Annotated in this window: 19 protein-coding genes; 8 read left to right on the top strand and 11 right to left on the bottom strand. The window is 67.0% G+C overall.

The window, feature by feature from the left end:
- Window positions 1-8: 8 nt before the first annotated feature.
- Window positions 9-2,597, bottom strand: a complete 2,589-nt coding sequence (clpB, locus tag ACKVMH_RS01910) for an ATP-dependent chaperone ClpB (protein WP_412699030.1) — start codon at window positions 2,595-2,597, stop codon at window positions 9-11.
- Window positions 2,598-2,734: 137 nt separating this feature from the next.
- Between clpB and otsB the strand changes: the two genes are divergently transcribed.
- The 3 genes from otsB to otsA are packed head-to-tail and all read left to right on the top strand — an operon-like array spanning window position 2,735 to window position 6,644.
- Window positions 2,735-3,502: a trehalose-phosphatase gene (otsB, locus tag ACKVMH_RS01915; protein ID WP_215218715.1), complete on the top strand. Its 768-nt coding sequence runs from the start codon at window positions 2,735-2,737 to the stop codon at window positions 3,500-3,502.
- On the top strand, window positions 3,499-5,280 hold the full coding sequence (locus ACKVMH_RS01920) for a glycoside hydrolase family 15 protein (RefSeq protein ID WP_412699031.1): 1,782 nt from the start codon (window positions 3,499-3,501) through the stop codon (window positions 5,278-5,280). Before otsB ends, ACKVMH_RS01920 begins: the two co-directional genes overlap by 4 nt.
- Window positions 5,277-6,644 (top strand): alpha,alpha-trehalose-phosphate synthase (UDP-forming), encoded by a 1,368-nt coding sequence (gene otsA, locus ACKVMH_RS01925; RefSeq protein WP_412699032.1) that lies wholly within the window; start codon window positions 5,277-5,279, stop codon window positions 6,642-6,644. The genes ACKVMH_RS01920 and otsA overlap by 4 nt, the downstream gene beginning before the upstream one ends.
- Here the strand turns inward: otsA and pgeF are convergent.
- Both pgeF and rluD read right to left on the bottom strand, forming a co-directional pair.
- Window positions 6,598-7,389 (bottom strand): peptidoglycan editing factor PgeF, encoded by a 792-nt coding sequence (gene pgeF, locus ACKVMH_RS01930; protein WP_412699033.1) that lies wholly within the window; start codon window positions 7,387-7,389, stop codon window positions 6,598-6,600. The genes otsA and pgeF overlap by 47 nt on opposite strands.
- A gap of 3 nt (window positions 7,390-7,392) precedes the next feature.
- Window positions 7,393-8,367 carry a 23S rRNA pseudouridine(1911/1915/1917) synthase RluD gene (gene rluD / locus ACKVMH_RS01935; RefSeq protein ID WP_412699034.1) on the bottom strand — a complete coding sequence of 325 codons (975 nt, stop codon included), beginning with the start codon at window positions 8,365-8,367 and terminating at the stop codon, window positions 7,393-7,395.
- Window positions 8,368-8,449: 82 nt separating this feature from the next.
- Here rluD and ACKVMH_RS01940 point away from each other — a divergent pair, with 82 nt between their 5' ends.
- Window positions 8,450-9,319, top strand: a complete 870-nt coding sequence (locus ACKVMH_RS01940) for an outer membrane protein assembly factor BamD (RefSeq protein ID WP_215218719.1) — start codon at window positions 8,450-8,452, stop codon at window positions 9,317-9,319.
- Between the two features lie 170 nt (window positions 9,320-9,489).
- Here ACKVMH_RS01940 and ACKVMH_RS01945 read toward each other — a convergent pair whose 3' ends face one another.
- From ACKVMH_RS01945 to sucC, 3 genes are all read right to left on the bottom strand, one after another.
- Window positions 9,490-11,124 (bottom strand): NAD+ synthase, encoded by a 1,635-nt coding sequence (locus tag ACKVMH_RS01945; protein WP_412699035.1) that lies wholly within the window; start codon window positions 11,122-11,124, stop codon window positions 9,490-9,492.
- 136 nt (window positions 11,125-11,260) lie between these two features.
- Entirely contained in the window at window positions 11,261-12,136 is an 876-nt protein-coding gene (gene sucD / locus ACKVMH_RS01950) for a succinate--CoA ligase subunit alpha (RefSeq protein WP_215218721.1), read from the bottom strand.
- Window positions 12,137-12,148: 12 nt separating this feature from the next.
- Complete coding sequence (gene sucC / locus ACKVMH_RS01955) at window positions 12,149-13,315, bottom strand: ADP-forming succinate--CoA ligase subunit beta (protein WP_215218722.1); 1,167 nt, start codon at window positions 13,313-13,315, stop codon at window positions 12,149-12,151.
- A gap of 169 nt (window positions 13,316-13,484) precedes the next feature.
- On the opposite strand from sucC, the gene ACKVMH_RS01960 reads away from it, so the two are divergent.
- Window positions 13,485-15,101 (top strand): sensor histidine kinase, encoded by a 1,617-nt coding sequence (locus ACKVMH_RS01960; RefSeq protein WP_412699036.1) that lies wholly within the window; start codon window positions 13,485-13,487, stop codon window positions 15,099-15,101.
- A gap of 41 nt (window positions 15,102-15,142) precedes the next feature.
- Here ACKVMH_RS01960 and ACKVMH_RS01965 read toward each other — a convergent pair whose 3' ends face one another.
- From ACKVMH_RS01965 to ACKVMH_RS01985, 5 genes are read right to left on the bottom strand one after another with little or no spacing between them, the layout of a single operon-like run.
- Window positions 15,143-15,751 (bottom strand): hypothetical protein, encoded by a 609-nt coding sequence (locus ACKVMH_RS01965; protein ID WP_412699037.1) that lies wholly within the window; start codon window positions 15,749-15,751, stop codon window positions 15,143-15,145.
- A 47-nt stretch (window positions 15,752-15,798) separates the two neighbouring features.
- A complete protein-coding gene (locus ACKVMH_RS01970; RefSeq protein WP_412699038.1) occupies window positions 15,799-16,728 on the bottom strand; it encodes a hypothetical protein in 930 nt (309 codons plus the stop codon).
- Window positions 16,725-17,552: a hypothetical protein gene (locus tag ACKVMH_RS01975; RefSeq protein WP_412699039.1), complete on the bottom strand. Its 828-nt coding sequence runs from the start codon at window positions 17,550-17,552 to the stop codon at window positions 16,725-16,727. Before ACKVMH_RS01975 ends, ACKVMH_RS01970 begins: the two co-directional genes overlap by 4 nt.
- Window positions 17,533-18,354, bottom strand: a complete 822-nt coding sequence (locus ACKVMH_RS01980) for a glycoside hydrolase family 19 protein (RefSeq protein ID WP_412699040.1) — start codon at window positions 18,352-18,354, stop codon at window positions 17,533-17,535. Before ACKVMH_RS01980 ends, ACKVMH_RS01975 begins: the two co-directional genes overlap by 20 nt.
- Window positions 18,351-21,302, bottom strand: a complete 2,952-nt coding sequence (locus ACKVMH_RS01985) for a type VI secretion system Vgr family protein (protein WP_412699041.1) — start codon at window positions 21,300-21,302, stop codon at window positions 18,351-18,353. Before ACKVMH_RS01985 ends, ACKVMH_RS01980 begins: the two co-directional genes overlap by 4 nt.
- Before the next feature lie 213 nt (window positions 21,303-21,515).
- Here ACKVMH_RS01985 and ACKVMH_RS01990 point away from each other — a divergent pair, with 213 nt between their 5' ends.
- From ACKVMH_RS01990 to pilB, 3 genes are all read left to right on the top strand, one after another.
- Window positions 21,516-22,925, top strand: a complete 1,410-nt coding sequence (locus tag ACKVMH_RS01990; RefSeq protein WP_412699042.1) for a sigma-54-dependent transcriptional regulator — start codon at window positions 21,516-21,518, stop codon at window positions 22,923-22,925.
- 295 nt (window positions 22,926-23,220) lie between these two features.
- Window positions 23,221-23,658, top strand: a complete 438-nt coding sequence (locus tag ACKVMH_RS01995) for a pilin (RefSeq protein ID WP_412699043.1) — start codon at window positions 23,221-23,223, stop codon at window positions 23,656-23,658.
- Between the two features lie 127 nt (window positions 23,659-23,785).
- A complete protein-coding gene (gene pilB / locus ACKVMH_RS02000) occupies window positions 23,786-25,516 on the top strand; it encodes a type IV-A pilus assembly ATPase PilB (protein ID WP_412699044.1) in 1,731 nt (576 codons plus the stop codon).
- Window positions 25,517-25,680 lie beyond the last annotated feature (164 nt).

Consider the following 25,680-nt stretch of genomic DNA (forward strand, 5'->3'; position numbering starts at 1 on the left):
CGTTCCGCTTACTCCGCCGGTCGGAACACCAGCCCGCCACCTTCGGCGTCGACCCTGATCACGTCGCCGCTGGTGAACTCGCCCGCGAGGATCCGTTGCGCCAGCGGGTTCTCCAGCTGCTGCTGGATCGCGCGCTTCAGCGGGCGGGCGCCGTAGACCGGGTCGAACCCGACGTTGGCGAGCAGCGCCAGCGCCGCATCCGACAGCTCCAGCCGGAGGCCGCGCTCTGCCAGGCGTCGCTCGAGGCCGGTCATCTGGATCCTGGCGATCTCGCGGATCTGCGCCTTGTCGAGCGGGTGGAACACGACGATGTCGTCCAGCCGGTTGATGAACTCCGGCCGGAAGTGGCTCTGCACCACGCCCATTACCGCCGCCTTCATCTGGGTGTAGCCCTCCGCCGAATCGGTGTCGGACATCTCCTGGATCATCTGGCTGCCCAGGTTGGACGTCATCACGATCACCGTGTTGCGGAAGTCGACCGTGCGGCCCTGGCCGTCGGTCAGGCGGCCGTCGTCGAGCACCTGCAGCAGGATGTTGAACACGTCCGGGTGCGCCTTCTCGACCTCGTCAAGCAGGATCACGCTGTAGGGCCGGCGACGCACCGCCTCGGTCAGGTAGCCGCCCTCTTCGTAGCCGACGTAGCCCGGGGGCGCGCCGACCAGCCGGCTGACCGCGTGCTTCTCCATGAACTCGCTCATGTCGATGCGGACCATCGCGTCGCTGCTGTCGAACAGGAACTCGGCCAGCGCCTTGCACAGCTCGGTCTTGCCGACACCGGTCGGGCCGAGGAACAGGAACGAACCCGACGGCCGGTTCGGATCGGACAGCCCGGCGCGCGAACGCCGAACCGCGTCGGACACGACCTTGATCGCCTCGTCCTGGCCGACTACGCGGGCATGCAGCTGCTCCTCCATCTTCAGCAGCTTCTCGCGCTCGCCCTCGAGCATCTTCGACACCGGGATACCGGTCCAGCGCGCGACCACCTCGGCGATTTCCTCGGCGGTGACGCGGTCCTGCAGCAGGGTGAAGCCCTGGGTCTCGGCTTCCTGCGCGGCCTTCAACTGGGTCTCCAGTTGCGGCAACTGGCCGTACTGGATCTCGCTCATGCGCGCGTAGTCCTGCCGGCGCTGCGCGGCCTCCAGTTCGAGCTTGGCCGCCTCGATCTGCTCCTTGATCTTCGTCGCGCCCTGCAGGGTCGCCTTTTCGGCCTTCCAGATCTCCTCAAGGTCGTTGAACTCGCGCTCAAGCGTTTCGATCTCTGCCTCCAGGTCGGCCAACCGTTGCTTGGACTCGGCGTCCTTCTCCTTCTTCAACGCCTCGCGCTGGATCTTCAGCTGGATCAGCCGCCGTTCCTTCCGGTCCAGTTCCTCGGGCTTGGAGTCGATCTCCATGCGGATCCGCGAAGCGGCCTCGTCCATCAGGTCGATGGCCTTGTCCGGCAGCTGGCGGTCGGCGATGTAGCGGTGCGACAGCGTGGCGGCGGCGACGATGGCAGGGTCGGTGATCTCCACCCCGTGGTGCACCGCGTACTTCTCCTTGAGCCCGCGCAGGATGGCGATGGTGTCCTCGACGCTCGGCTCGCCGACGAACACCTTCTGGAACCGGCGCTCGAGCGCGGCATCCTTTTCGACGTACTTGCGGTATTCGTCCAGCGTGGTGGCGCCGATGCAGTGCAGCTCGCCACGCGCCAGGGCCGGCTTGAGCATGTTGCCGGCATCCATCGAACCTTCGGCCTTGCCGGCACCAACCATCGTGTGCAGTTCGTCGATGAACAGGATGATCTGGCCTTCGTTCTTGGACAGGTCGTTGAGCACACCCTTCAGGCGCTCCTCGAACTCGCCGCGGAACTTGGCACCGGCGATCAGCGCGCCCATGTCCAGCGACAGCAGGCGCTTGCCGCGCAGGCCCTCGGGGACCTCGTTGTTGATGATGCGCTGGGCCAGGCCTTCGACGATCGCGGTCTTGCCCACGCCCGGCTCACCGATCAGCACCGGGTTGTTCTTGGTCCGGCGCTGCAGCACCTGGATGGTGCGGCGGATCTCCTCGTCGCGGCCGATCACCGGGTCGAGCTTGCCGGACTCGGCGCGCGCGGTCATGTCGATGGTGAACTTCTCCAGCGCCTGGCGCTGGTCCTCCGCGTTCTCGGACTGCACGCTCTCGCCGCCGCGGACCTTGTCGATCGCCGCCTCGATGCGGCCCTTGTCGGCACCACCAGCCTTGAGCGCGCGGCCCAACTCGCCGCCGTCGTCCAGCGCGGCCAGCACGAACAGTTCCGAGGCGATAAACGCATCGCCGCGCTGCTGGGCCAGCTTGTCGGTGACGTTCAGCAGGCGCGACAGGTCGTTGCCGACGCTGACGTTGCCGGCCTGGCCGGTCACCTTCGGCAGCTTCTCCAGCGCCTCGCCGAGCCGTTCGCGCAGCAGCGGTACGTTGACCCCGGCCTGCGACAGCAGCGGCTTGGTGCTGCCGCCGGACTGGTCGACCAGCGCGGTCATCAGGTGGGCGGGTTCGATCACGCTGTGGTCGCGCCCAACCGCGAGCGACTGCGCGTCGGCCAGGGCCTGTTGGAAGCGGGAAGTGAGCTTGTCCATCCGCATGGTGGATTCCTCGATATCAGTGGCGGCCCGGGCCGCAATGTCCCGTAGATGCGGCCCCGGCCCGCCGCGTTCAAGTTGGGGCGCGCCGGTGGCCAGTGTCCACCCGATGCTTACACCCGGCTGTTCACTATCGCGTCATGGTTCCGCCCACCCACCTGCCCGCGCCTCCGGCGATCGCCGATGACTGGGCCCTGTTCCTGGATGTCGACGGCACCCTGCTGGAGTTCGCCGCCACCCCCGAAGGCGTGCAGGTGCCGCCGGGGCTGGTCGCGCGCCTGGCGGGCCTGCAACGGCACCTGGGCGGCGCGCTCGGACTGGTCAGCGGTCGCCGCCTCGCCCAGCTGGACGAACTGTTCGCGCCGCTGCGCCTGCCCGCCGCCGGGCTGCACGGGCTGGAGCGCCGTCACGCCGACAACCATGTCGATCCGCCGACCCCGCCGTCGCTGCTGAGGGTCCTGCACCGCAAGGCCGAGCTCGTCGTCGAACGGTTCCCCGGCGCGCTGGTGGAGGACAAGGACTCGACCGTCGCGCTGCACTGGCGCGGCAACCATGAAGCGGAGCAGCCGTTGCGCGACCTGGCCGACGCCGCCCTGCCCTGGCTGCACGACTACCGGCTGCAGGCGGGCGACGGCGTGGTCGAACTGCGCCCCGCCGGCACCGACAAGGGCGATGCCATCGCCGCGCTGCTGGACGAGCCGCCGTTCGCCGGGCGCCGGCCGGTGTTCGTCGGCGACGACCTCACCGACGAGCATGGCTTCGAAGTGGTGATTGCCCGCGGCGGGTTGGCGGTGCTGGTCGGCGACCGCACCCCCACGCTCGCCAGCCACCGCCTTGGCGCACCCCGCGACGTCCTGGCGTGGCTGGACGCCACGGCGGACGCGCCTTCCCACCGGAGTACCGCATGAGTGGCACCCTCGACCTCGGAATGGTCGGCAACGGCAGCATCGCCGCCCTGCTCGACCGCGACGCACGCATCGTCTGGGGCTGCATCCCGGCGTTCGACGCCGACCCCGCCTTCTGCGCACTGCTCGAACCGACCGCGCAGCCCGGCGGTGACTTCGCGATCGAGCTGGAAGACCAGGTCGCCTCCGAGCAGCACTATGTGACGAACACCGCCGTACTGCGCACGGTGCTTCGCGACGACCACGGGGGCGCGGTCGAGGTCACCGACTTCGCCCCGCGCTGGCACCAGTACGACCGGTCCTACCGGCCGGTGATGCTGTTGCGCCGGGTGCGCCCGCTCGCAGGCGCCCCGCGCATCCGGGTGCGGCTGCGGCCGCTGGTCGACTACGGCGCCCGCCAACCCGAAACCACCTGGGGCAGCAACCACATCCGCTACCTGCTGCCCGGCTTCACCCTGCGCCTGACCACCGACGCCCCGGTGCGCGTTGTCCGCGAGGGACTGCCGTTCCTGCTCGATCGTGAGTTGCACCTGGTGCTGGGCCCGGACGAAACCCTGACCCAGCCGGTTGCCGACTTCGTCCGCAGCGCCGAGCAGCGCACGGTCGGCTACTGGCGCGACTGGGTGCGCTCACTGTCGATCCCGCTGGAATGGCAGGACGCGGTGATCCGCAGCGCGATCACGCTGAAGCTGTGCCAGTACGAGGAGACCGGCGCGATCGTCGCGGCGATGACGACGTCGATCCCGGAGGCGCCGCACACCGTACGCAACTGGGATTACCGCTACTGCTGGCTGCGTGACGCGGCGTTCGTCGTGCGCGCGCTGAACCGGCTTGGCGCCACCCGCACGATGGAGGGCTACCTGGGCTACGTGTTCAACCTGGCAACCACCGAGGAGGACGCCCTGCAGCCGCTGTACGGCATCGGCTACGAGCGCGAGCTGGCCGAGGACGAGGTCGAAACCCTGGCCGGATACCGAGGCATGGGACCGGTGCGGCGTGGCAACCTGGCGTGGCTGCAGAAGCAGCACGACGTGTACGGCAGCGTCGTGCTCGCCTCGACCCAGCTGTTCTTCGACCAGCGCCTGGACCACCCCGGCGACCCGGCGATGTTCGAGCGGCTGGAAGCGATCGGCAACCGCTCGTACGCGCTGTATGACCAGCCCGATGCCGGCCTGTGGGAGTTCCGGGGCCGCACCGAGGTGCACACCTATTCGGCGGTGATGTGCTGGGCGGCGTGCGACCGGCTGGCGCGGATCGCCGTGCACCTGCGCCTGCCCGGCCGCGTCCAGCACTGGCGCCAACGCGCCGACGCGATGCACGCGCGGATCGTCGCCGAGGCCTGGGACGAAGGCCGCGGCCATTTCGTCGACGTGTTCGGCGGACATCGGCTGGATGCGTCGTTGCTGCTGCTGGCCGACTTGGGCTTCGTCGCCCCCGACGATCCACGGTTCGTCGGTACCGTCGAGGCGATCGGGCGGGACCTGCGACGCGGGAACGGCCTGTTCCGCTATGTCGCGCCGGACGACTTCGGCGTACCGGAGACCAGCTTCACCATCTGTACCTTCTGGTACATCGACGCGCTGGCCGCGATCGGCCGGGGCGAGGAGGCACGCACCCTGTTCGAAAGCGTACTGGCCCGGCGCAACCCGCTCGGGCTGCTGTCAGAGGACCTCGCGTTCGAGGACGGCGAGGCATGGGGCAATTTCCCGCAGACGTACTCGCACGTTGGTCTGATCATCGCCGCGACCCGCCTGAGCCGACCCTGGCAGGAGGCCACGTGAGCCGGCTGGTGGTGGTTTCCAACCGTGTCGCCCTGCCCGGCCAGGCCCGCTCGGGCGGCCTGGCGGTCGCCCTGCAGGCGGCGCTGGAGGAGACCGGGGGGCTGTGGTTCGGCTGGAGCGGGGACATCGCCGACGACGCGTCCGGCCAGCTGCACGAGCAGACCGCCGGCAACATCGACTACGTGACCGTCGACCTTTCGCGTGCCGACCACGACGACTACTACAACGGCTTTGCCAACCGCACGCTCTGGCCGCTGCTGCATTTCCGGATGGACCTGGTCGACTACAGCCGCGAGACCTGGGAGGCGTACCACCGGGTCAATGCGTTGTTCGCCGACCGGCTTGCGCCGCAGCTGCGCGACGACGACGTGGTCTGGATCCATGACTACCACCTGATCCCGCTGGCTTCGCTGCTGCGCGAGCGCGGGGTGCGCTCCAAGCTCGGCTTCTTCCTGCACGTGCCGATGCCGTCTTCCGACATCCTGGCCGCGCTGCCGCATCACGGGCTCCTGTTCGAAGGGCTCTCGGCGCACGACCTGGTCGGGTTCCAGACCAGCCGCGACCTTGAACGCTTCCAGGACTACGTGCGGCTGTTCGGGCGCGGGCGGGTGGTCGAGCACGGCGTGCTGGAAACCGCCTCGGGGCGCCGCCTGCGGGCCGGCGCGTTCCCGATCAGCATCGACACCGCCGGGATCGAGCGGCAGGCCGCGGCGGCGGTCGGCAAGTCGAGCTTCAAGCGCCTGGCGCGGAGCCTGTCCGGCCGCGCGCTTGCGATCGGCGTCGACCGGCTGGACTACTCAAAGGGGTTGCCCGAGCGCTTCCGCGCGTTCGAGCGCTACCTGCAACGCTACCCCGACCAGATCGGCGAGCTGACCTACCTGCAGATCGCGCCGGTCTCGCGCGGCGACGTTCTCGAGTACCAGACCCTGCGCAGCGAGCTGGAGCAGCTGGCCGGCCACATCAACGGCGGACACGCCGAGCCGGACTGGACGCCGATGCGCTACGTCAACCGCAACTTCCCGCACGCCTCGCTGACCGGCTTCTACCGGCTGGCGCGGCTCGGGCTGGTCACGCCATTGCGCGACGGGATGAACCTGGTCGCCAAGGAATACGTCGCCGCGCAGGACCCGGAGGACCCGGGCGTGCTGGTGCTGTCGAGCTTTGCCGGTGCGGCGCGCGAGCTGGACCAGGCACTGCTGGTGAACCCCTACGACCTGGACGGCGTCGCGGCCGCGATCGCGCGGGCAGTGTCGATGCCGCTGGAGGAACGTCGCGAGCGCTGGGAGGCGATGATGGCCTGCCTGCGCGACCACGACATCACCGACTGGCGGCGGAGCTACCTGCAGACGCTCCGGGCGGCGTGAACCAGACCAGCGAGGCCATGCGCCCGGTGCGCTGGTCGCGTCGGTGCGAGAAGAACCGGTCCGGCGCGCCGATCGTGCACAGCCCGCCGCCGAAGATCCGGTCCGGCCCGAGGCCGGCCTGCTGCAGCCGCCGCCGGGCGAGCGCGTAAAGATCGACCCGCCAGTGGTGTGGGCGGGTCGAGACGAACGCGCTGCCGGCCGTCCAGTCCTGCGACACGAACGCGTCGTAGACCTCGGTCCCGACTTCGTAATGCTCCGGGCCGGCGGCCGGCCCGAGCCAGGCCATCAGCCGCGCCGGCGGCGTGCCCATCGCCGCAACGGTCGACTCGAGCACGCCCGCGGCCAGCCCACGCCACCCCGCATGCGCCGCGCCGACCTCGAGGCCGTCGTCGGCGCACAGCAGCACCGGCAGGCAGTCGGCGGTGAGGATCGCGAGCACGGTACTCGGGACCGAGGTGACCGCGGTGTCGGCCTCCGGCTCGCCGGCGGTGGCCGCGTCGTGCCCGGCGCGGAATACCGTGGTGCCATGTACCTGCCGCAACCACACCGGGTCACCGGGGAGGCCGGCGACCACTGCCAGGCGGGCGCGGTTGTCTTGGACCGCCGCCGGCTCGTCGCCGCAGCGCGTGCCCAGGTTGAAATGGTCGAACGGTGGAAGCGAGGCGCCGGTACCGTGCCGCAGCGTGGTGAAGCCCCGCACGCCCGCCGGCGCAGGCCAGTCCGCGGCGAGCAGGGCGTCAGTCACGGGTCAGCGGCCCCGCTCGGCGGCTTCGCGGGTGTCGTCGCGCAGCGCGGCGACCAGCGCCTGCATGTCGGCCGGCATCGGCGCACTGGTGCGGACCGGCTCGCCGGTGACCGGGTGGCTGAACTCCAGCGTCTCGGCGTGCAGCGCCTGGCGGCGGAACCCGCGCAACGCGGACACGAGTGCGTCGGTGGCGCCACGCGGCAGCTTGAGCGAGCCCCCATACAGCGGGTCGCCGATGATCGGGTGCTTGAGGTGCGCCATGTGCACGCGGATCTGGTGGGTGCGGCCGGTCTCCAGCCTGCACTCCAGCAGCGTGTGGGCGCGGAAGCGCTCGCGCAGGCGGTAATGGGTCACCGCGTCGCGGCCGTTGTCGCGCACCGCCATCCGGATGCGGTCGCGCGGGTGGCGGTCGATCGGCGCGTCGGCGGTGCCACCCGAGACCAGGGCGCCCGACACCACGGCCAGGTACTGCCGATGCACGTCGCGGGCTGACAGCTGGTCAACCAGCGCGGTGTGGGCGACCAGCGTGCGGGCCACCACCATGACCCCCGAGGTGTCCTTGTCGAGCCGGTGGACGATGCCGGCACGCGGCAGGGCATTGAGCGAGGGGTCCTTGTTCAGCAGTGCGTTGACCAGGGTGCCGTCCGGGTTGCCCGCACCCGGGTGGACCACCAGCCCGGCCGGCTTGTCGATGACGATGACGTGCTCGTCCTCGAACAGCACCTCCAGGGCGATGTCCTGGGGCTCGGAGCGGGTCTGGATCTCGAACACGGCATTGACGCTGACGGTCTCGCCGCCGTGCACCGGGTCGCGCGGGCGCACCTCCTGGCCGTCGAGCAGGACCTGCCCCGACTTGATCCAGGTGGCCAGCCGCGAGCGTGAATACTGGGGAAACAACTCGGCCAGCACGGCGTCGAACCGCCGCCCCGCGGAGGCGTCGGGAACCACGGCCTGCAAGGCGATGGCGGGTTCGGTCATCGGAATGTCCGGGTTAAGGGCGCTGCGCGCGGGACTGCTATTATCGGCGCTTCGTGCCCCCGGCGCCCGTTGATTCTCGACCATGACCGATCGCCCCACCCCGCTGCGTCCCTCCCTGCGGACCATCGTCCTGCTGCTGGCCCTGGTGGTGTTCGCCAGCGGCTGCGCCCGTTTCGGCAAGATGTTCAAGGACGAGGAAGCCAACGAAGGCGTGCCGGTCGAGCAGCTTTACGAGAAGGCCCACACCTCGATGACCCGCGGCAACTGGGCCAGCGCCGAGACCACCTTCAAGCGGCTGGTCGCGCAGTACCCCTATGGCCCCTACACCGAGCAGGCGCTGGTGGAGACGGCCTACGCCCAGTACAAGTCGGGCAAGCACGAGGACGCGATCAGCAGCATCGACCGCTTCCTGCGCACCTACCCGACCCATCGCATGGCCTCCTACATGTACTACCTGCGCGGACTGGTGAACTCCAGCCGTGACACGGTGTTCCTGCAGCGGGTCTGGTCGCTCGACGCGAGCCGGCGCGACCTGGCCACGCCGATGCAGGCGTTCAACGACTTCCAGATCGTCACGACCCGCTACCCGCACAGCCGCTATGCCGCCGACGCCGAGCTGCGCATGGCGAAGCTGCGCGACCTGTTCGCCCGCCACGAGCTGGACGCCGCGCTGTACTACCTGCGCCGCACCGCCTACGTCGCCGCCGCCGAGCGGGCAACCTACCTGCTGGAGACCTACCCGCAGAGCAGCTACCAGAACGACGCCGTCGCCACACTCGCTGCCGCCTACACCGGGCTCGGTAACGAGCAGCTGGCCACCGACGCACGCCGGGTGCTCGAGCAGAACGAGCCGGGCCACCCGTACCTGCGCGGCGACTGGCCGGACTACCCGAGCAACTGGCGCAAGCTCAACCCGTTCGCGGGCGAGAAGTCGGCCCTGGACAACGACTGACCGCGCAGCGCTCGATCAACAAAACGCCGCCTCCGGGCGGCGTTTGTTTGTTCCGGAATCCCCCACCGAACCCCGTAGGAGCGGCTTCAGCCGCGATCACGAAACGACAGAGGCGACCCGACATCCGATCGCGGCTGAAGCCGCTCCTACGGATGCATGGCGGAGGCCGCCTACCCCTGGTACCCGTTGCTGATCGGGTAACGGCGCTCGCGACCGAATGCACGGCGCGAGACCTTCGGCCCGGGTGCGGCCTGGTGGCGCTTCCACTCGCCCACGCGCACCAGGTTCAGCACCCGGTCGACCGTGTCGGCGGCGAACCCGGCCGCGGTGATCTCCTCGCGCGACTGCTCCAGGTCGATGTAGCGCGCCAGGATCGCGTCGAGCACGTCGTACGGCGGCAGCGAATCCTGGTCCTTCTGGTCGGCACGCAGTTCGGCCGAGGGCGGGCGCTCGATCACCCCGGTCGGGATCACCGGGTCGCCGACCGTGTTGCGCCAGCGGGCCAGTTCGTAGACCTCGGTCTTGTAGAGGTCCTTGAGCGGCGCATAGCCGCCGGCCATGTCGCCGTAGATGGTCGCGTAACCGACCGCGTACTCGCTCTTGTTGCCGGTGGTCAGCAGCAGGCCGTGGAACTTGTTGGTCAGTGCCATCAGCATCGCGCCGCGCACCCGCGACTGCAGGTTCTCCTCGGTGGTGTCCACCGGCAGGCCCTCGAACAGCTCCGCGAGAGTGTCCAGATAGCCCTGGAACGGCTTCTCGATCGGCAGGGTCAGCAGCTTCACGCCCTGCTCGGCGCACTGCTCGGCCGCCAGGTCGTTGGAGACGCCGGCGGTGTAGCGCGACGGCATCCGCACCGCGGTGATGTTCTCCGCACCCAGGGCGTCGACCGCGATGGCCAGGCAAACCGCCGAGTCGAGGCCGCCGGACAGGCCCAGCCATGCCTTCTTGAATCCGTTCTTGATCGCGTAGTCGCGGGTACCGCGCACCACCGCGCGCCAGGCGAGCGCGTCGCGGCTCTCGTCGCCGTCCTCCATCCACTCCACCGAGCGGAAACCGCGGGTTGCGGGGTCGAAGTCGACCACCAGCATCTGCTCGGTGAACGCCGCCGCGGCCGGCCGCACGGTGCCGTCGGCATCGGCCACCAGCGAGCCGCCGTCGAACACCACCGCGTCCTGGCCGCCGACGCAATTGACGTAGGCGATCGCAACGCCATAGCGACGGGTCGCGTCTTCCAGCAGGGCATCGCGCCGCGCGTGCTTGTCGCGCTCGAATGGCGAGGCGTTGATCGACAGGATCAACTCGGCACCGGCCTCCACCGTCGTGTGCAGCGGCTCGGCAAACCACATGTCCTCACAGACCAGCAGCCCGCAGCGGACGCCGTTGAGCTCGAACACGCAGTCGCCGCCGTCGGGGTCGACCACGAAGTAGCGGCGCTCGTCGAACACCGCGTAGTTGGGGAGCTCGCGCTTGCGGTAGGTGTGTTCGATACGGCCGCCGCGCAGGATGCTGGCGGCGTTGTACACCACCGACCCCGCGGTCTCCGGCCAGCCGACAATCGCGGTGACGCCGGTCGCCGCGGCGGCGATGCGTTCCATTGCGACATGGCAGTCGCGCAGGAAGCCCGGGCGCAGCAGCAGGTCCTCTGGCGGGTAGCCGCTGAGCGCGAGCTCCGGGAACAGCACAAGGTCCGCGCCGTATTCGTCGCGCGCTTCGATGATGTACTCGATGATCCGGTCGGCGTTGTCGAACACGGCCCCGACCGGAAAGTCGAACTGGGCGAGGGCGATGCGGATGGGTTGGCTCATGGCGGCGTGCCGTCAGGTTCGGGTCCCGGGCATTGTCCCAGAACCGCGTTCGATGCCGTGAAGTCGCCGTTTCAACTGGAAGCCGCGCCAACGAAAAAGGCCACCCGGAGGTGGCCTTCTTCGAACCCGCGTCGGCTTACTTCGCCAGGCGCTTGGCGATCGCCTCGCCGAGATCGCCCGGCGACTTCACCGTGGTGACGCCGGCCGCTTCCATCGCCGCGAACTTGCCCTCGGCCGTGCCCGAACCGCCCGACGCGATCGCGCCGGCGTGGCCCATGCGCTTGCCCTTCGGGGCGCTGGCGCCGGCGATGAAGCCGACCACCGGCTTGGTCACGTACTGGGCGATGAACTCGGACGCCTCTTCCTCGGCCGAACCGCCGATCTCGCCGACCATGATGATGCCCTCGGTCTGCGGGTCGTCCTGGAACAGCTTCAGCGCGTCGATGAAGCTGGTGCCGTTGATCGGGTCGCCGCCGATGCCGATCACGGTCGACTGGCCGAGGCCGGCCGACGTGGTCTGCTTGACCGCTTCGTAGGTCAGGGTGCCCGAGCGCGACACGATGCCGACCTTGCCCACGCTGTGGATGTGGCCCGGCATGATGCCGATCTTGCACTCGCCCGGGGTGATCACGCCGGGGCAGTTGGGCCCGATCAGGGTCACGTCGTCGAAGTCGTTGAGGACGTTCTTGACGCGCAGCATGTCCAGCACCGGGATGCCCTCGGTGATGCACACGATGACCCTGATGCCGGCATCGGCCGCCTCGAGGATCGCGTCGGCCGCGAACGGCGGCGGCACGTAGATGACCGAGGCATCGGCGCCGGTCGCGTCGACCGCGTCCTGCACGGTGTTGAATACCGGCAGCCCGAGGTGCTCGGTGCCGCCCTTGCCCGGGGTCACGCCGCCCACGACCTTGGTGCCGTACTCGAGCATCTGCTCGGCGTGGAAGGTGCCCTGCGAGCCGGTGAAGCCCTGGACGATGACCTTGGTGTCCTTGTTGATCAAAACGCTCATGTCAGTCCCGCCTCACTTGCCCGAAACGGCGGCGACCGCCTTGCGGGCGCCATCGTTGATGTCGTCGGCCGGCGTGATCGCCAAGCCGGAGTTCTGCAGCAGCGCCTTGCCCTGCTCCACGTTGGTGCCTTCCAGACGCACGATCACCGGGACCTTGACGTCGACTTCCTTGACCGCGGCGATGATGCCCTCGGCGATCATGTCGCAGCGCACGATGCCGCCGAAGATGTTGACGAAGATCGCCTCGACCTTGTCGCTGGACAGGATGAGCTTGAACGCCTCGGTCACGCGCTCCTTGGTGGCGCCGCCGCCGACATCGAGGAAGTTCGCCGGTTCGCCGCCGTTGAGCTTGATGACGTCCATGGTCGCCATCGCCAGGCCTGCGCCGTTGACCATGCAGCCGATGTTGCCGTCCATGGTCACGTAGTTGAGGTCGTGCTGGCTGGCCTTGACCTCGGTCTCGTCCTCCTGGCGGATGTCGCGCATGGCGACCAGGTCCGGGTGGCGGAAGTTGGCGTTGTCGTCGGAGTTGATCTTGCCGTCGAGCACCGCGAGGTTGCCGTCGGTGAGGATCGCCAGCGGATTCAGCTCGACCAGCGCCAGGTCCTTCTCGTGGAACAGCTTGAACAGGCCGAGCATGATCTTGGCCAGCTGGTTGGCCTGCTTGGCGTTCAGCCCCAGGTCGAAGCCCAGCGCGCGGCACTGGTACGGCTGCAGGCCTTCGACGTAGTTGACGTTGATGGTCTTGATCGCGTCGGGGTTTTCCTCGGCGACCTGCTCGATGTCCATGCCGCCCTCGGCCGAGGCGATGAACGTGACCGACTGGGTCCCGCGGTCGACCAGCACGGAGAGGTACAGCTCCTTGTCGATGTCGGTGCCCTCGGAGATCAGCACCGTGTCGACCGGCAGCTCGACGCCGGCGGTCTGGTAGGTCGCCATCTTCGTGCCGAGCATCGCCGCGGCGTACTGCTTCACTTCATCAAAGTTCTTGGCCAGCTTGACGCCGCCGGCCTTGCCGCGGCCGCCGGCGTGGATCTGGGCCTTGACCACCCACAGGTCGCCGGGAATGGACTTGGCGGCCTCGACGGCCTCTTCGGGAGTGCGCGCGATGCGCCCGGCCGGCACAGCAATGCCGTATTCGGCAAACAGTTGCTTTGCCTGGTATTCGTGAAAGTTCATGCGTCACCGAGGGGAGTTGAAGAGTCACCCGACGCGGAGGCAACCGGCAGCGGCGCGGGCGCGAGGGGGCCGGCCATTGTCGCCGATCGGGCCGGGCCGGGCAAAACCCGGCCTGCAGGCCATGCTGTGCCTATACTCGCGCCGGGGTATCGATCCGGGGAAACCACGCTTGCCGCCAGCCATTGCGACCGACGCCGGGGACGCCGACAGCGCACTGCGCCGCGAATTGCATTTCTACACGCTGTACCGGCTGCTCGAGGCGATGATGCTGGTGCTGGTGCTGTTCGGGCCGGTCGCCGACATGCTCGGCCCGCCGCGCCACGAACTGCTGGCCCCGACCGTCGCCCTGTCCTACCTGGTCATGGCGGTGTTGCTGTTCGTGTTCGGCCGCCGCGGCGACCTTCGCGTTGCGACGCTGGCAGGTATCTCCACCGACTTGCTGTTCGGCCTGTTGGCCATCCATGCCGTGCCCGCGGCGGGTACCGGCATCGCCCTGATGCTGATGTTCAACGTCGGCGCCGCGGCCCTGCTGCTGCCCGCCCGTTACGGGCTGGGCGCGGCGCTCGTCGCGGTGGCCGGGATCATCGGCGAGTACGCGTGGACGGCACTGATCGACGAGACCGACCGGATGGTTGCCGAGCCGCTGATGTTCGCCGTCGCCTACATCGCGCTGGCCACGCTCACCAGCATCCTCGGCCGCCAGATGCGCGCGAGCTACGACCTGGCCGAGCGGCGCGGTGTCGAGACCGCCCACCTCACCGAGGTCAACGAACTGATCATCCGCCGGCTGCGCACCGGCGTACTGCTGGTCGACGGGCACAACCGCGTGCGCCTGGCCAACGAGGCCGCGACGCTGCTGCTGGGCGATGCCGGCGATGGCCACCGCGACCTCGGCGTCGCCCTGCCCGAGCTCGCCCGGCGGCTGGCCGCCTGGCGCCAGGATGGCAAGGCCGACGAGACCCCGTTGCAGGTGGCGCCCGACCAGCCCGAAATCGTCCCGCGCTTCACCCGCCTGCTGGCTGGTAGCGACCAGACCCTGGTGTTCCTGGACGACACCTCGCTGGTGTCGCGCCGGGCCGAGTCGATGACCCTGGCCACGCTCGGGCGTTTTTCGGCCAGCCTGGCCCACGAGATCCGTAACCCGCTCGCCGCGATCAACTACGCGGTGCAGTTGCTGGAGGAATCCGACGACGTCGCCACCGCCGACCGCCGCCTGCTGGAAATCATCCGCCAGCAGGGCGTGCGCATGAACGGCATCGTCGAGAACGTGCTCGGCCTGGCCCGGCGCGAACCGGCCAAGCCGGAGTATGTCGAGTTGGCCGGCTTCGTCCGCCACTTCGTCGATGACTACCGCGCCGGCCACCCGCTCGAGAACGACACCCTGCGCGCCAGCGCCGAACGGCCGCAGATCGCCGCACTGGTCGACCCGCGCCAGTTGCACCAGGTGCTGACGGTGCTGGTGCACAACGCCCTGACCTACGGCCGCATGCCCGGCGAGCCAGCCCGTGTGACCGTCCATGTCGAGCTGGACAGCCACCAGCAGCCGCTGATCGACGTCATCGACCGCGGCCCGGGCATCGCCGAGGGCGTCGCCCGGCAACTGTTCCGGCCGTTCTTCACCACCTCCGGCCACGGCACAGGACTGGGCCTCTACATCGCCCGCGAACTGTGCCGGGCCAACCAGGCGTCGTTGGACTTCGTGCCGCTGCCGGCGGGTGGAAGTTGCTTCAGGGTCCGGTTGTCGGGGGCTGGGGTACGGGGGAAGTTAGATAGGACGGCACTTTGAATCACTCGTGAGTGGTACCGCGCGCCGGCCACGCTTAAGCACTATCGTGGGAACTGCACGATCTGTTCGCAGTAGGGAGGGCTCCGGTTGGGCACCGCGAGTTCGCCCAGGATGTCCCCATTGTCCGCATAGGTGACGTAGGCGATTTCCTGGGTACACCGCTCGATGCCATTACCAAGGAACCGGCTCTTGGTGAGGTGACCCCAGCCTTCGTCATTCAGAAGTTCGGAGGCCTTATATACCCGCCCCGGGACTCCGTTGGATGGGTACTCAACCAGCGCGACCGCAATGCCGGTCACGGACTCCTCCATCCCCTGGGAGGGATACGCAAACAAGATCCCCGATACTTCGCCAGTCCGAAACCGCGCAACCGCCTTTGCCCGATCGAGCGCATTCGCCTGCGAACGAACCAGTCCACCAGGATAAACTTTCGGAGCCTGGCAAGCGGTAGCAATGGACGGTACATCGGACCAGTAAGGCTCGGCGCCCAACTGGTCGACGATGCCCGGCATCAGCAGTTCGATATCGACCGACGCAGAATCCGTAGGGCGCACCGCGGCGAGCTCGACCCGGCATGGATTATCCGGGAGGCCTTGGTCGCACCCGCTCGACACCAGGAGGAACAGCGCCGCAACGGCGTATGGCTGCAAGCAAGTGGGTTTGACGCCGGGTGCCCCACGCACGAAACCTGAGGTTCTCACCATAGTGCGCAGCCCAGGACTGCCTCGACCGTTGCTTGTCCGGGCGCGATCCAGGTCCCGGCGAACATTGGACCGTGTCGACGCCCGTCGAAGAGGATTTCTCCAGCCGTTGAGCGCAGCGCAAGGTTGCTCCCGGTGCGCCTGCCCACCAGAGGAATGGCTTCGCTCGTGCCGAGCACTTTGTAGGTACCCGTCAAGCCCTCCCCCCGGGGGCCTTGGAGTGACACATCAATGATCCGTTGATCCGCAAGCACCACCGCGTAGCGCGCCAGCGCCCCGGCTTCCAGAAGTTCATCGCATCTAGGCAGGGTGCCCAGGCGGGCTGCATCAACGTGAGCCTCGGGCGCCGTCGGGGAAAACATCCGATGTTCGCCGACCGCCAAGTGGTCCCTGTAGGTGCGGACAGCGACGACGGTGCCCAATCGGGCACGCGAACTGACAGGCCTCGGGGATGGCAGTGCGTCGGTGATTTCAAACACCCGGTCCCAGAGTCCATCATCGATCACGATTCCGGAGTTCAGGGCTTTCACACCCGTCCAGCCGGGAGCCCCTGAGGCATCCACCGCCATCAAGTCCTGATGGATGCTCACCACTGTGCCTGCCAAGCGCCCCGGCCGCAGTTCAACCATCAGCACACGTTTGTCATTGGTGAAGCTTTCGCGGACCAGGAACTGGGACCCGTCTCGCCGAATCAAAGTCGTCCGGTAGGTCGCCGCTGGAGGGCCCAGGTCAACAATCGCTACCGCACCGATGTTCAGCGATCCTTCGACCAGCGTGTACTGCTCTCTCGGCTGGCCGTGCGCACAGCCGATCACGCCGATCAGAACGGACACTCCAATTTTGCTACGCCACACCTCGGCGGAACCGGCGAACGAATCGCGGGCTTGGGTGCGGGAAGGCTTGGCGGCTACGGTAATGAGGTTCAACCCGACGTAGCGCTCCGTACGCTCTCGCATTGCTTCTTCGCCGCGGCCTCGAGATCTCCAAGCCGGGAGGTAGGTAGCCAACCTCTCGTTCCATCACTCGCCTCTACCTGAACCAACTCGCCCCATAAACCGTCGTCAATTACTTCAATGATGAGCAGTTCCCCTGTCACAACCATCTCGCGATCCGCACCGGGCGTTTCCGCCACCCTAACCGGGTGTGGCATCGCTACTCTGGCCTCTCCGCACTCCGGCAATCCCAGGAAAATCACTTCGCCTGCCGAATCATCCGAGGATCTGACCAGCCGGGCGAAATCCGGACTCAATGGTTCTTGGCGGCTTATCCAGTACAACATGCCCGCGCGGCTTGCTCGATACTCGGTAATGCGAGTATGAGGCCCAACTTTTTCATTTGAAATCAGGAAACCGTCCACGGTTAGGGTAGGGTTGCAAAAAAGGTCTTCATGAGGAATGAAGCCGGAATCTGCCGTAACCCAGAGTTCGTAGCAACTACCGGACAGGGAAGGGAGCACTTCTATCAAAATCTCTCTCGTCCCGTCCCCTGTCAGATCGCCGACCAAGGCATGGGTCGTTTCGAAATCGAGGCCGGAAAGTCGGACCTCACGCCCATCCTCCTTCACTCCTGCGTATCCATTCGCGACAGACAACGTCACCTGCCGACCGACAGACAATTGAATATTTTCGCCGTTTTCGTAACGAGCCAGCCTGCTTGATTCCACATCTTCCTGTATTGCTGCGCATGCTGCCAAAGCCATCCCGATGAGCGTCCCTGCGACCGCCGTCATATCACAGTGCATCGCACTCACCCAAATCCCGTCGCCAGACAATTGGCCCGTTGCGAGTTCTACTCAAGGCACTGTCCACGAAATTGTAGATGTCGAAGTTCGCGCCAGCATGCACCCCACAAGAGTGCACAGAGAATACCTCCGCGAGCGATTGCAGATGCTGCTTCCGTTGGGCGTAGTGATTAAACCCGCCATTGACGCCCACCGTTACCATGATGAAGTCATTGGATCGGGCGCGAGACGATAAGTCGCCCCACGCGGACCCCTTACGCCAGTACCAGCAGGCGGAATCCACGGCCACCTCGATCTGACTCCCGACCATGTCTGGCTCTGACACGTAATCCACCCCCACGTATTCTGAGTACTTCCGATAGTTGTGATCGTGCGTTAACTGGATCAGCCCGCGACCGTGATACCGCGCGCCTCCGCTGTAGCGGCTCCAGCGAGACGGGTTGCTCCCATCGCGATTACGATACTCGGCAGTCGTTCTTAGGCTATCCGATTCCGCCGCCACCTGAGCGAGGAAGTGAGCCTTGTCGATACACTCCACAATGCCGTAGCTTTCCATGGATTCGTTGAGGCATTGAAGAAAATTTTCCCAAGCAAGCCCGCGCAGACCGAGATGGGATTTTGAGAACAGCTCATCGCGCCCCAGATTTTTTAGGCCATCCCTCAACTCTACGAGCGTAATCGGGCGGCTGCACGCACATTGTTTACGAAGTGCGATCGTTAGTTCCCCACCAATACGACCCGGCACTAATTTGAAACTCGCAGTCCACAGCCCGTCCTCACTCTGAACTGCGTCCATAACCGGATTTTTCACTGCGCGCCACTCCTTCTAGCAATCCGAATTCGCACGGACTCAAGCGACAAGCCGTGCTGCACTGGGATTCTCCCGTCGCAATCTGTAACGCCTGATATAAGCGCTCCATCTGAGCGTTCCAGTTCATATTGGTATCCCGACGCGGGAGTGCCATCGGGCAAGGTCACCCGTGCCCGCCGACTGAACTCGGAAGTCGGCCATGAGTTCATCTCGCGCGAGAGATGCGCCCCGCCCATAAACGACTTCTTCCCCGCATGCACCTTCATCCGCCCGGGACACGCCACGCTGATATTCCCGTCTTCGATCGTGATCGTCGCACCGCCTTCGGTCGCCAGGTGCACGGCCTTGCCGGCGGCCAGTTCGACTTCGGCGCTGGCACTTACGACCTTCAGATGCTCCTTTGACTCCAGTTTGAGCAGGTCGTTCTGCGCCTCCAGTTGCAGCTCGCCCTCGGCACTCGCCAGTGCCAGAGCGTGGGCGCCGGTAGGGGCACCCTCGGTCGCGCCCGCCAGCCACCCGATCGCCTGTCCGGCATGGATGCGCAGGTCACCGGCGACGGTCAGGTTGCTATCGGCGCCGCTCGCTACGGTGAGCGTCTCGCCGGCGCTCCAGTGCAGGCTCAGGCCGGCAACGAGGCCAATACCTGCCGGCGCCGAAAGGCCCAGCAGGGCGTCGCCTGTATGCGGGACGCGTTTTGCTCCGGCGGTGGACTTGCGTTGCCGGGCCTCGGCCTGGGCTTGGTGGTAGTTGCCGCCGTCGACGGTAGTTGCCGCACTTGCCTGGAGGGCGGGCAGCGGAGCCAGTTCATCGCTCAACATCGACTGGCCTGACCGGGCTGCGCCCTGATGGGCTGCCAGTTTCACCGTCAGATGGGTGCCGGCAAGGTCGTTGAATGCCTGCGCCATCCGCGTCACCTGCTTGAGCAATGCGGCGGCCGCCACGTGTTCGCCCGCGGGTGCCCCGGGGTGATTGGCATAGGCGCTGACCCATAACCCGCGCTGGCCACGGATGGCGCCCCATTGGTCGGTCCGCAGCTCGAAGCCCTCGCCGCGGAAGCTCCCGCGGAAGTTGTCGGCCTGGTGGATCAGGTGACCGAGGTTGAGCTGGCTGGCGGCCTGGGTCGTGGCCAATTGCAGGCGCAGCTGGCCGGTTGTGTCATCGAAGACCAGACGATTGTGACCGGTGCTGGAGAATTCCCGGCTCTTGAACCCCGACAGCGCCGCCCGGTTGCGGTGGCCCGCACCGTCGCCGCTCATGCCATGCCAGGCGGGCGCATTGCCGCCGGCGAGGTTGCCCTGTGCGCTGGGGCGATGATCGCTGGCGAGGCCGAACTGATCGTCCCGCGGTGCCGATGCCGACTCGCCCCCCGGCGTGGGTGGGACGCCGCCGTCGCCCTGGCCGTTGTACAGGCTGCCGACCACGATCGGCCGGTCGATGTCGCCCTCGAGGAAGCCCACCAGCACTTCCTGCCCGGTCCGTGGCAGGAACTGGCTGCCGACGCCGGGGCCAGCGTAGCGCTGGCTTACGCGCAGCCAGCAGCTGTCCGAGGCGGCTTCGGCACCCGGGTCGTGCTGGAAATGGAAGCGCACGCGCACCCGACCAAGCGCGTCGCTGTGCAATTCCCCCGTCGTTCCTCCATCCGCGCCAACGACGATCGCGGCCTGGTAGCCGGGGGCGGTGGGCCGGGGGTTCATCCGCCCGCCGGTGCCGTCGGCCAGTACTGGCCGCCACGACACGGTTCGCGGCACCGCGGTGAAGGTGTTGCCATGGCCAACCGCCTCGGCGCGCGCCCACACGGCCTCCCAGGACGCGCGCGACGGTGCGTTTGAACCGGGCTCCAGCGCCATCGGGAGCCTGGGCAGCAGATCGCGCAGCGTGTCGGGCAGGTTGTTGACGCCGGCCTGCTTCAGCGTGACCAGCAGTAGTTCGTCCGGCATCCCAACGACGAGGGCAGCGGCCGCGGTCCGCACCGCCAGCCAGCGGCCGGCACGAAAGCTGCGCACAGTCGACTGGCCGATCCATTCTTCCCGGCGCGCCACGTCGGCATCGGCCATCAGTCCGGCGTAGCGCGCCGCCGCGGCATGGTCAGCGAAGGCGTAGGCGCCCGGCGGGTCGTAGGCCTCCAGGGCCGCGGCCGGGTCGGCACCGTGCCATAAAGGAGTTGTGATGCCCACCACCCCGCCCTTGTAGTCCGGGCTCACCAGCGTGATTGCACCCGAACCAATCCCGACGCAGCGGCCAAGCGCCTGGATGGCGTCGCTGGACTCGGCGGCGTCACTACGATGGAACCGCACAACGCCACCGAGCTCGGCGGTCGGGTCCTGCGGACATTCCGCGCTGCTCGCGAACACCACCAACTGGTGCCCGGCCGCAGCATCGTCGGCTTCCTCGATGCGCCAACCCAAGCCTTCCTCGGCCAGCAGTCGGCTGACGAAGTCGAAATCGCTCTCCCGGTACTGCACGCAATAGCTGCGCCGCCGCACATCCGCGAGGAACGGTCCCACCTCGTCGGCTACCCGCCAGGCGGCGTAGGGCGCATAACCGGCAAACACCGCTGCGAGGATCTCGAGCACCGTCCGATCCTGGAACACACGGCTGTGGCGCCCCTGCGTCAGCAGCCACGACCAGGGCACAAGACACAGCCGGTAGCGGGCCAGACCGCCGTCGGACCCGACGCAAACCGCCTCGCGGACCAACCCTGTCCGCGGGATGCGCGAACCGTCGGCGGCACGGGTCCAGAGCGTTGCCCGCTGGGCGACCAGGTCATCCAACGGCAGCGAGGCATCGACCGAAAACACATCGACCCACCACTCGAACCCGTCGGACAGGGCATCCCGGCCCCACCAGCGATCCACCACCAGCGTGTCGCCCAAGCGGCCCGGCGGGCGCTCGAGATCAAGCGAATACAGGCGGTCGGCGCCGGTAAAGCGCGACAGCGCGGCCAGCACCGCGCCAGGAACAGAACTTCCGCTGTTCATTTGCACGTCTCTCCATAGACGGCCTAAAGCTTATCCGAACCCGGCCGATATCCGGTATCGGCCCGCCGTCGGGGCGTGCCCTGAGACACCCCGCGCACCGCCTCCAACCGGGCCGAAACGTGCGCCATTGCTGAAGTTTTGCCGTTGCAGCTTGTTAAGCTATCGTGACGGATGGAGGATCGGATGTCAGAAACCCGCAGTGCATTGGTGATCGACGACGAGCGCGACATTCGCGAGCTGCTCGTAATGACGCTCGGCCGCATGGGCCTGCGTTGCGACACCGCATCCAGTCTGGCCGACGCCCGCAACCAGCTTGCGCGCAACCGCTATGACCTCTGCCTGACCGACATGCGCCTGCCGGACGGCTCGGGCATCGACCTCATTGCCGAGATCACCCAGAAGTTCCCCAACACGCCGGTCGCGATGATCACCGCGTTCGGCAATGTCGAAGACGCGGTCGAGGCGCTGAAGGCGGGCGCGTTCGACTTCGTCTCCAAGCCGGTCGAGCTGACCGTGCTGCGCGACCTCGTCCGCCACGCACTGGAACTCAACGAACCGCATGCGCCCGCGGCCGACGCGGTCGCTTCGCGCCTGTATGGCGAGTCGCCGGCGATGACCACGCTGCGCCAGACCATCGGCAAGGTGGCCCGCAGCCAGGCACCGGTGTACATCGCCGGTGAGTCCGGCGTGGGCAAGGAGCTGGTCGCGCGCACCATCCACGCCGAAGGCGGCCGCGCCACCGGGCCGTTCGTGCCGGTCAACTGCGGCGCGATCCCGTCGGAGCTGATGGAAAGCGAGTTCTTCGGCCACAAGAAGGGCAGCTTCACCGGCGCCCACGCCGACAAGCCGGGCCTGTTCCAGAGCGCCGACGGTGGCACGCTGTTCCTCGACGAGGTCGCCGAGCTGCCGCTGGCAATGCAGGTCAAGCTGCTGCGTGCCATCCAGGAAAAGTCGATCCGCCCGGTCGGTGCCAACGCCGAAGTCACCGTGGACGTCCGCATCCTGTCGGCGACCCACAAGGACCTGGCCCCGATGGTGGCCGACGGCCGCTTCCGCCAGGACCTCTATTACCGCATCAACGTGATCGAGTTGCGCGTGCCGCCGCTGCGCGAACGCCGCGAAGACCTCCCGGGTCTGTGCGACAAGATCCTGACCCGCCTGTCGGGGCACCTCGACCGCCCGACGCCGCGGCTCGGTGACGATGCCATCGAAGCCCTGCAGCAGTACGCCTTCCCCGGGAACGTGCGCGAGCTGGAGAACATCCTCGAGCGCGCCCTGGCCCTGGCCGACGGCGACGTACTCGGCGCCGACGACCTGTCGCTGCCGCGGCTGACCCCCGTTCCGCAGGCGGCGGCTCCGCAGCCGCCGCAGACGCCCCAGGGCGCCGCGGCCGCCAACGGCATCGATCCGCGCACGGTCGACCCGCGCGACACCGCTACCAGCGCCCTGCCCTCGTACATCGAGGAGATCGAACGCGCCGCCATCCAGCACGCGTTGCAGGAAAACCGCTACAACAAGACCCGCACTGCCGCGGCCTTGGGCATCACCTTCCGCGCCCTGCGCTACAAGCTCAAGAAGCTCGGGATCGACTGATCCGAGTGCGACCCAACTGGGCCCGCAGGAGCGGCTTCAGCCGCGATCAAAGCCCGCAAAGTGACCCCCCACGTCACCTCGAAACACCCAACTAGCCCCTCCGCGTCACCCTGCCCGACGCAGTCCCGGCCCAATCGTGACGGGCTCTCCAGTTCACGACACAAAGTCTCAAGAAATTGAGTTGGCACGCTTGGTGCGTAGTCTAATTGGCACGTGCCACTGAGCACGGCAGCCCGAGGACCGGAACGCTGGTTCAGACGGCACGTGAAGTACCATCACTCCTAGGGGAAACATCATGAAGAACCAGAAGGGCTTTACCCTCATCGAACTGATGATCGTCGTTGCGATCATCGCCATCCTGGCCGCGATCGCGCTGCCGGCGTATCAGGACTATGTCGCGAAGTCCCAAGTTACCAGCGGCTTGGCCGAAATCACTGGCGCGAAGACTGCGTACGAAGTCGGCGTCAATGAAGGCCAGGCAGCTGCCTATTACACCGCCGCGAACATGGGCCTTGCGGGCACGACTGCGCGCTGCTCGACCCAGACCGTGAACCCCCCCGCTGCGGGCGTTCATGCCAATGCGCTCCAGTGCACCCTCGCCGGTAACCCGCGCGTGGCGACCGCTGTTGTGAATCTGGCGCGGGCAGCAGACGGTACTTGGGCTTGCACGGTGATCAACCGTCCTGCCTCTTGGAAGGACTCGTATCTTCCGGGTGGCTGTACCGCCCCGTAATAGTTCGATTGCGCTACATCAGAGGGCTGCGTTTTTCGCAGCCCTCTTTTTTTTGCCACGAGCTGGATAGGTGCGAAAGCATCGCCGTGTTATATGTGCATGACTGAGATATGGGTACCTTCCGCACATGCCGCCGCTCCCGCCATCTAATCTTGTTGGAATCACGGGGATCGCCCGCCGATTGGTGCTTGATGGCGCCTTGGACGAGGCGATTGCCCGACAAGCCATGTCTGCCGCGACCACTCAACGGAAGCCGCTGACCAACTACCTGCTCGACAACCGTTTGGTGGCGCCGCCACAGATGGCCGCCGCCAACTCCATCGAGTTCGGCGTGCCGCTGGTGGACCCGTCGGCAATCGACCCAGCGCTGACTGCGGTCAAGCTGGTCAAGGAGGAACTGCTGCGCAAACATTGCGTCCTTCCGTTGTTCAAACGGAGCAACCGGCTGTTCGTTGGCATTTCCGATCCAACGAATATCCAGGCCTTGGACGAGATCAAGTTCCAGACCAACCTCACGGTTGAGGCCATCCTCGTCGACGAAGACAGCATCCGGCGCCATATCGATCGCTGGCTGGAGTCGGCAGACTCGCTCAGCGAAAGCATGGGCGGGGACGATGAGGGGCTGGAAACACTCGAGGTTGGCAGCGACGACGAAGTCGCCGGAGGTGACACCGGTGTCGACGCCAAAACCGACGATACCCCGGTCGTCAAGTTCATCAACAAGGTTCTTGTCGACGCGATTCGCCGCGGTGCGTCCGACATCCACTTCGAACCCTACGAGACCGAATACCGTGTCCGCCTGCGCATCGACGGCTTGTTGAAGCAGGCCGCAAAGGTGCCGGTGAAGCTGCAACAACGCATCGCCGCGCGTCTCAAGGTGATGGCGCAGCTTGATATCGCCGAGAAGCGCGTCCCGCAAGACGGCCGCATCAAGCTCAACCTCAGCAAGACCAAGCAGATCGACTTCCGCATGAGCACGCTGCCGACTTTGTTCGGCGAGAAGATCGTGCTCCGTATTCTGGACAGCAGCGCTGCCAAGCTGGGCATCGAGAAGCTCGGCTACGAGGACGACCAGCGCGAACTCTACCTGAACGCTATCGCCAAACCCTACGGCATGGTGTTGGTGACCGGCCCCACCGGATCGGGTAAGACGGTGTCGCTGTACACCGCACTGAACATCCTCAACGACGAGACCCGCAACATCTCGACGGTCGAGGACCCGGTGGAAATCCGTGTGCCGGGCATCAACCAGGTGCAGATGAACACCAAGCGGGGCATGACGTTCGCTGCCGCGCTGCGCAGCTTCCTTCGACAGGATCCGGACGTGATCATGGTCGGCGAGATCCGCGACCTCGAAACCGCCGAGATCGGCATTAAGGCGGCCCAGACCGGCCACATGGTGCTGTCGACGCTGCACACAAACGACGCGCCGCAAACCATCGCGCGCCTGATGAACATGGGTGTGGCCCCATTCAACATCACCTCGTCGGTGACCCTGGTGGTGGCACAGCGGCTGGCCCGACGCCTGCACGATTGCAAGCGGGAAGTGCATCTGCCCGAACACGCGCTGCTGGCGGAGGGTTTCAATGCCGAGGAGATCGCCAGCCCGGACTTCCACATTTTCGAGGCCGTGGGCTGCCCCGACTGTACGGAGGGTTACAAGGGCCGGACGGGCATCTATCAGGTGATGCCGATGAGCGACGAGATCCAGGAGATCGTTCTGGCCGGCGGCAACGCCATGCAGATCGCCGATGCGGCCCAGAAGGCGGGCATCCGGGACCTGCGGCAATCCGCGTTGATGAAGGTACGGAAGGGGGTCACCAGTCTTGCGGAGATCAACCGGGTCACCAAGGATTGACTTAGGCCCAGGCAGCCTTGCATGGGGGGTCGCCCGAGCGCACTTGTGACCGGGGTTGCTATCCGGACGCGGAAGGGCAGGATATGCTGACGAACGGCATTCTGGGCTGACCCCTCGAATGCCGGCAGGCCGCGGCGGGGAGCCGTGAACTGAAATGGGGAGGG

This window comes from Lysobacter zhanggongensis, assembly GCF_046638635.1.
GTDB classification, from domain to species: Bacteria; Pseudomonadota; Gammaproteobacteria; order Xanthomonadales; family Xanthomonadaceae; genus Novilysobacter; species Novilysobacter luteus.